Below are 5658 nucleotides of genomic sequence, written 5' to 3'. Positions count from 1 at the left end.
CTCTGGAGGCATTAAAAATTCAGAATATTGAGGTTTGCTTTGGTATCTCATAGCTGTTTTATTTGGTATTACAAACTTGCTAGTTTACCTGATAATTGGGCGGTAGTGTGTTCGTTTCGCTAGGTAAAATAACCAAATTACAGTAGGTTGTTGTAGCTGTGAAGCGGATTGTGAGTATCGCCATAACAAGCAATCAAGGGTGACGCGTTACACTCGGCGGTTTTGGTATGGAGTCCGGTGTGCTTGGTTAGTTCATCGTGGCGCACCTTATTGCAGGCGTTATGGCTTAAAAGCACAGGCAACGTGGTGTTTGCTTCAAGGTTTGTGGGTCAAGCTTAGCGGCTATCAAGCCGAACTTCTCAGGCGATATAACTGAACGCTTGTCGGTATAACGAACTGTGAGATTGTCGGGTTTTGTCCGCCGCACGCTTAATTTTCCTGTTGTGCTTGCTGTTAGAAATGCCAGAAACATCATCGAAAGAAAGGGGGTATCAGGGTTTAATCCTTACTATTTTCCCCGAAGCTTCCGATTTATATCTGTTGGTAAAGAGCAATTCTTTGTCCTGTGGCTACTGCTCCAATTCCTCTGAAAACCACCCGTTCAAAATCCATTCAAAAGAGGCTAGGTGTCTAATATTTAAGGCCAAAATTGAGCGATTTCAAATTTATACATTTTGTTTGTTGTATGATGCCTTAATCATATGGCAGGTAAATAATTCTGTTCGGCGGTAGCGTGCCAAAAATACGTTAACTGATTGAAATATAGCCATAACAAAGGCATCAAGGTGACACGTTACACTCGGCAGTTTTGATATGGAGTTTAGTGCGCTTGGCTGGTTTGGTGTTGGTGCACCTTATTCCCGGCGTTATGGCTTAAAAGCACAGGCAACGTGGTGTTCGCTTCAGTGTTTGCGGGTCAAGCTTAGCAGCTATCAAGCCGATCTTCTCCGGTGATATAACTGAACGCTTTGCGGTATAACGAACTGTGAGATTGTCGGGCTTTGTCCGCAGCACGCTTGATTTTCCTGTTGTGCTTGCTATCAGAAATGCCAGAAACTTCATCGAAAACCAGCTTTCAACTTTTGGCTAAGGGTTATCAGATTTTAATCTTTGCTACTTTTCCGAAGCTTCCGGTTTATATCAGTAGGTAAAGAGCAATTCTTTCTTCATGAACTGCTGAACTAATTTCTCTCAAAACCACCTGCACAAAATCCATTCAAAAGAGGCTAGGTGCCTAATATTTAAGGCCAAAATTGAGCGATTTCAAACTTATACCTTTTGTTTGTTGTATGATGCCTTAATCATATGGCAGGTAAATAATTCTGTTCGGCGGTAGCGTGCCAAATTCAAGTTAACTGTTTGAAATATAGCCATAACAAAGGCATCAAGGTGACACGTTACACTCGGCAGTTTTGGTATGGAGTTTAGTGCGCTTGGTAGGTTCGGTGTTGGTGCACCTTATGCCCGGCGTTATGTTTTAAGGAGAGTTTATGCCTGATTACAGCTATTGCGTTTCTTTAAGTATTTCCCACCCAACAGTCGATACTAATGAGATTAGTGAAAAATTGAACGTTACGCCTTCTATAGTTAGAAATATCGGTGAGCCGCGATTATCATATAGCGGGAAATTATTAGGTGGAGTAAATAAGGAATCATTCTGGAGGCTAGGTTTACACGATGAAAAAAGACTTCATTCAAGCCAGGTGCTAATGGAGGATTTTATTGCTAAACAAAATGAACGATTTCAATCGAATAAAGAATATTTTGAAGAACTGTATCGGTCGGGTGGATATATAGAGTATTTTATAGGTTGGTTTAGTGAGGGTAGCATTAATATGAGCGTACGCTTTGAACCTGATCTATTAAAATCGACCGCGGAATTGTACATTTCAATTGGCTTAGATGCTTATCCTGAATAATAAACATAACAAAGCAATCAAGGTGATGCGTTACACTCGGCGGTTTTGGTTCGGAGTTCAGTGTGCTTTGCAGGCTCAGTGGGGCACACCTTATTGCAGGCGTTAGCTGTTTGGAGGAATAATGAGCAATTCGCATAATTTAATATCAAGTAATAGAAATGATCTAATTGCATCAGCTGGAAAATCACTTGTTGGCGCTGTTCCTTTTGTTGGGCCATTACTTTCTGAGTTAGTCGACACATTAATTCCAAATCAAAGAATTGATCGGCTTACAAAGTATGTTACTGAGCTGGAGAAAAGGTTAGCAAATTCTGATGAAGAAAGCCTACGACAACGAATGAAAGAAGATGAATCTATTTCTTTAATGGAAGACGGTTATATACATGCTTCGCGTGCCATAACTGATGAACGAAGGGCATATATTGCAGCTATTGTCGCAAATGGTATATCTGACGAAAATATAAAGTTGCATGACTCAAAGTACCTGCTTGGCTTACTCTCTGAACTAAATGATACGGAAATAATATGGCTTAGGTTTTATCTAGATCCTACTGTCGGTGGAGATGAGGAGTTTCGTGCTCAGCACGCTAATATTCTTGAACCTGCTCATTCATACATTGGAGCACCGGAACCTGAACTTGATAAGTCTGCTCTTCAAAAAAGTTATAGAGAGCACCTTGAAAGGCTTGGCTTAATTCGTAGTCATATACGTATAGATAGAAATACTGATATGCCTGAATTTGACAAGATTTCAGGGAAACCAGCTGTGAGCTACAGAAGTATTACTCAATTGGGGCGTATGCTTCTACGCGAAATTGACATGCTTGATGAAGTTCGCAGCTAACAAAAACATCAAGGTGACGCATTACACTCGGCGGTTTTGGTATAAAGTCAGGTGTACTTGGAGAGTTTAACGTGGCGCACCTTATGTTCGGCGTTATGGCGCTAGGTGCACAAATAACGTGGTGGTAGCTTTATTCTCATCGTGTAGTGCTTAGCAGCTACTAAGTCGGTTTGCTTACGCGATATACCTGAACGCTTTTCTGTATAACGAACTGTGAGATTAATTGGTTTTGTTCGCAGCACGCTCGATTGTTGTTCCGAGTAAGCTACTTTTCCAAAGTTCTGCTCATCACTTGTCGTTTTGCCAGTTAACTTCATAGTATGCGGTTATTACGCCGTATGCCTGTGACACTGGTTCATGCTTTGAGAAAAGAGCTATTCAGTTCAATTAACCTCTGATTCTTGATGTAATTCAGCAGGTTAAATGGAGGTAACTTTAACTTTTTTCTGCGTTGGTTATTATCTTTGCTCAAGAGCAGGACATCCTGAAGCGTTCGCGTGCATGATGATTGGATCGGATGCCTTGAGTGCGCCATAACAAAGGTATCAAGGTGACGCGTTACACTCGGCATTTTTGGTATGGAGTTCAGTGGGCTTTGCTGGTTCGGTGGGGCGCACCTTATCCCAGGCGTTAGGCACTAGGGGGGTAAATGAGGCAGCAATATCATTTTCGTGATTCAAATGATGGCTTACTCGCATGGGATGTTTTTCGGCTCTTGAAATTATCTCAGCATTTTAAAGTCAAAAATATTCCCCTGGCAGATATAAAGGAATTAGATGAACCATTTTGGTATGAATTGGGTGGTGCTACTCCTACATGTAGAAATGTTCTTGAACATTCAATCTTAATCGAAAAAGCGGATCTAACTTATCCAATCATTTTGTGCCACGAAGGACGTGTAATGGATGGAATGCACCGTGTCTGTAAAGCAGTTAAAAATGGGGATACTCATATCAAAGCTGTTCAGTTCGAAGATTACATACCACCTGATTATATTGGAGTGGATGCTGATGATTTGCCTTATTAATCACGTGCCTAACAAAGGCATCAAGTCGACACCTAACACTCGGCATTTTCGATACGGTTGGCATCAGTGATTTAGGTGGCATGGTTGTGGTGCGTGGCGGTGCAACTTATGCCCGGCGTTATGGCTCTTAACGAACTGTAGTCATCATGGATTGGTTCATCAATGGTGGCAGTTTTTCCAATATCTTATCAGTCGCAATGCCGTGAGAATCGTTCAGCGATTATTGCGGTTTACAGCATGGCGCAAACAAAATTCGTTGCCAATTCTGTCTTGAATATCCCGAATTCTCTGGCCGCAATTTGTCATCTCGCGGTGATGGTTTCTACGCAGGTTGCGGTTATCTGTTTGGTGGGCACAAGATTCTTTTTCCTCTGTGGCTTTTGGTTGCCTAAGTCCGAGTGCCGCAACAAAGCATTGGCATTTGGTTCGTGGTCGGTTTCGTGCTTACAAAGTTGCTTTCAGATTCATTGCCAATGAGGTTCCGGTTTTGTTGCCGTTTCCATGCATGATGAAGAGCAAGGCCTCAGAATGCTGAGAGTTAAGCGAAAAACGTAAGTAAAACAATAGGATTTACGCCATAACAAGGCCATCAAGGTGATGCGTTACACTCGGCGGTTGTGGTATGAAGTTCAGTGCGCTTTGCTTGTTCAGTGGGGCACACCTTATGGCAGGCGTTATACACAAAAGTCGGTCAGCTTCCTCATAAGTCAGTGCCCTGTTGCTTATTATTGGTGACTAAGGATAATGGCCTTCTTTGTCCATCCTCTTAATGTTGTCTGCAATGCGCCTTGATAAATTTGTTTGTAAAAGTACCGAGTTGACGAAAAGTGAAGCAACCCAGTTGATAAATGTTGGGGAGGTGAGAGTTAATGGTGAAGTTATTATAAATGAAGCAACTCAGGTTCATGAAAACAACAAAATAACTCTCAATGGTGAAAGGCTGAAAGCTCGCAGCTTTCGCTACATTCTGATGCATAAACCAGCAGATACCATTTGTTCAAATATTGATGAGGTTTATCCATCCTTATTCAATCATATAGATGTTGATAAAATCTCTGAACTTCATATTGCAGGGCGTTTGGATGCAGACACAACTGGTTTGGTTCTGGTAACCGATGATGGACGTTGGTCGTTCAATATAACCACGCCTACCAAGCAATGTGAAAAAGTTTATCGTGTTGGTTTATATCGCCCCATTGCAGATGATGTTGCCTTTAAATTTAGGAATGGCGTTAAATTACAGGGTGAACAGAAATTGACTTTGCCAGCAACATTAGAAGTTATTAGTCCAAAAGAGGTACTTTTAACGATAACTGAGGGCAAATTTCATCAAGTTAAGCGCATGTTTGCTGCTGTTGGTAATCGTGTTGTTTCGTTACATAGAGAGAAAGTCGGGAAAATATCTCTAGATGTTGATGTTGGGCAATGGCGCTATTTAAGTGCTGATGAAGTGCAGTCATTTTTCAATTAAATCATGTGGTTGAAATTTGTGTATAACAAACGACTATGGCGTCAACAGATAATTTTAGGCTGTTTTGGCATCCCACAAGACGCCATCTCTCAGCATCGAATTTAGGATGATAACCATCTTCCTTACGCAGGCGATGATGGCCACTTTTTTTGGTTTGCCTTCAGCTAGGAGTCGTTGATAAGTGGTTTTGAATATAGGATTACACTGCATGGCAGACATCATTGCCATGTACAAAACAGTTCTGACTTGGGTTCGACCACCTTGTATTTTTCGCAGTCCTTTATAGCGTCCGCTTTCCCTGCTCATGGGGGCGACTCCGAGTAAGCGGGTATTCCTACCCACCTAGCTATTGAGAGTGCTTGAAGGTAAAAGGCAGCAGATCACCGACATCACAGCC

General features: G+C 41.8%; 5 protein-coding genes and 1 pseudogene. 4 read left to right on the top strand and 2 right to left on the bottom strand.

Annotation, left to right across the window (positions count from 1 at the left end; genetic code table 11):
• Positions 1-286: 286 nt before the first annotated feature.
• Positions 287-427: a hypothetical protein gene (locus Q0852_RS23160; RefSeq protein ID WP_299022683.1), complete on the bottom strand. Its 141-nt coding sequence runs from the start codon at positions 425-427 to the stop codon at positions 287-289.
• Between the two features lie 1063 nt (positions 428-1490).
• Here Q0852_RS23160 and Q0852_RS23155 point away from each other — a divergent pair.
• The 4 genes from Q0852_RS23155 to Q0852_RS23140 all read left to right on the top strand — a co-directional run bounded on the left by Q0852_RS23155 (position 1491) and on the right by Q0852_RS23140 (position 5261).
• A complete protein-coding gene (locus Q0852_RS23155; RefSeq protein ID WP_299022680.1) occupies positions 1491-1919 on the top strand; it encodes a DUF4279 domain-containing protein in 429 nt (142 codons plus the stop codon).
• A 121-nt stretch (positions 1920-2040) separates the two neighbouring features.
• Positions 2041-2763: a hypothetical protein gene (locus Q0852_RS23150; protein ID WP_299022678.1), complete on the top strand. Its 723-nt coding sequence runs from the start codon at positions 2041-2043 to the stop codon at positions 2761-2763.
• Between the two features lie 649 nt (positions 2764-3412).
• Positions 3413-3790, top strand: coding sequence for a hypothetical protein (locus Q0852_RS23145; RefSeq protein ID WP_299022676.1), 378 nt, complete (start codon positions 3413-3415; stop codon positions 3788-3790).
• Positions 3791-4571: 781 nt separating this feature from the next.
• The gene (locus Q0852_RS23140; RefSeq protein WP_299022673.1) at positions 4572-5261 is read left to right on the top strand and encodes a pseudouridine synthase; all 690 of its coding nucleotides are present in this window, start codon (positions 4572-4574) and stop codon (positions 5259-5261) included.
• Between the two features lie 54 nt (positions 5262-5315).
• Here Q0852_RS23140 and Q0852_RS23135 read toward each other — a convergent pair.
• Positions 5316-5585 (bottom strand): annotated as a pseudogene (locus Q0852_RS23135) (transposase); the annotation flags it as partial.
• Positions 5586-5658 lie beyond the last annotated feature (73 nt).

It is taken from the genome of uncultured Photobacterium sp. (genome assembly GCF_947502415.1).
Classification (GTDB): Bacteria; Pseudomonadota; Gammaproteobacteria; order Enterobacterales; family Vibrionaceae; genus Photobacterium.
The sequence above is the reverse complement of the archived record's forward strand: the minus strand, read 5'-3'. Positions and strand labels throughout refer to the sequence as shown.

Excerpts from the sequence above, each read along its gene's own strand:
- Q0852_RS23145 (WP_299022676.1), top strand. The coding sequence starts at position 3,413 with ATGAGGCAGCAATATCATTTTCGTGATTCAAATGATGGCTTACTCGCA.
- Q0852_RS23150 (WP_299022678.1), top strand. The coding sequence starts at position 2,041 with ATGAGCAATTCGCATAATTTAATATCAAGTAATAGAAATGATCTAATT.
- Q0852_RS23155 (WP_299022680.1), top strand. The coding sequence starts at position 1,491 with ATGCCTGATTACAGCTATTGCGTTTCTTTAAGTATTTCCCACCCAACA.
- Q0852_RS23140 (WP_299022673.1), top strand. The coding sequence starts at position 4,572 with ATGCGCCTTGATAAATTTGTTTGTAAAAGTACCGAGTTGACGAAAAGT.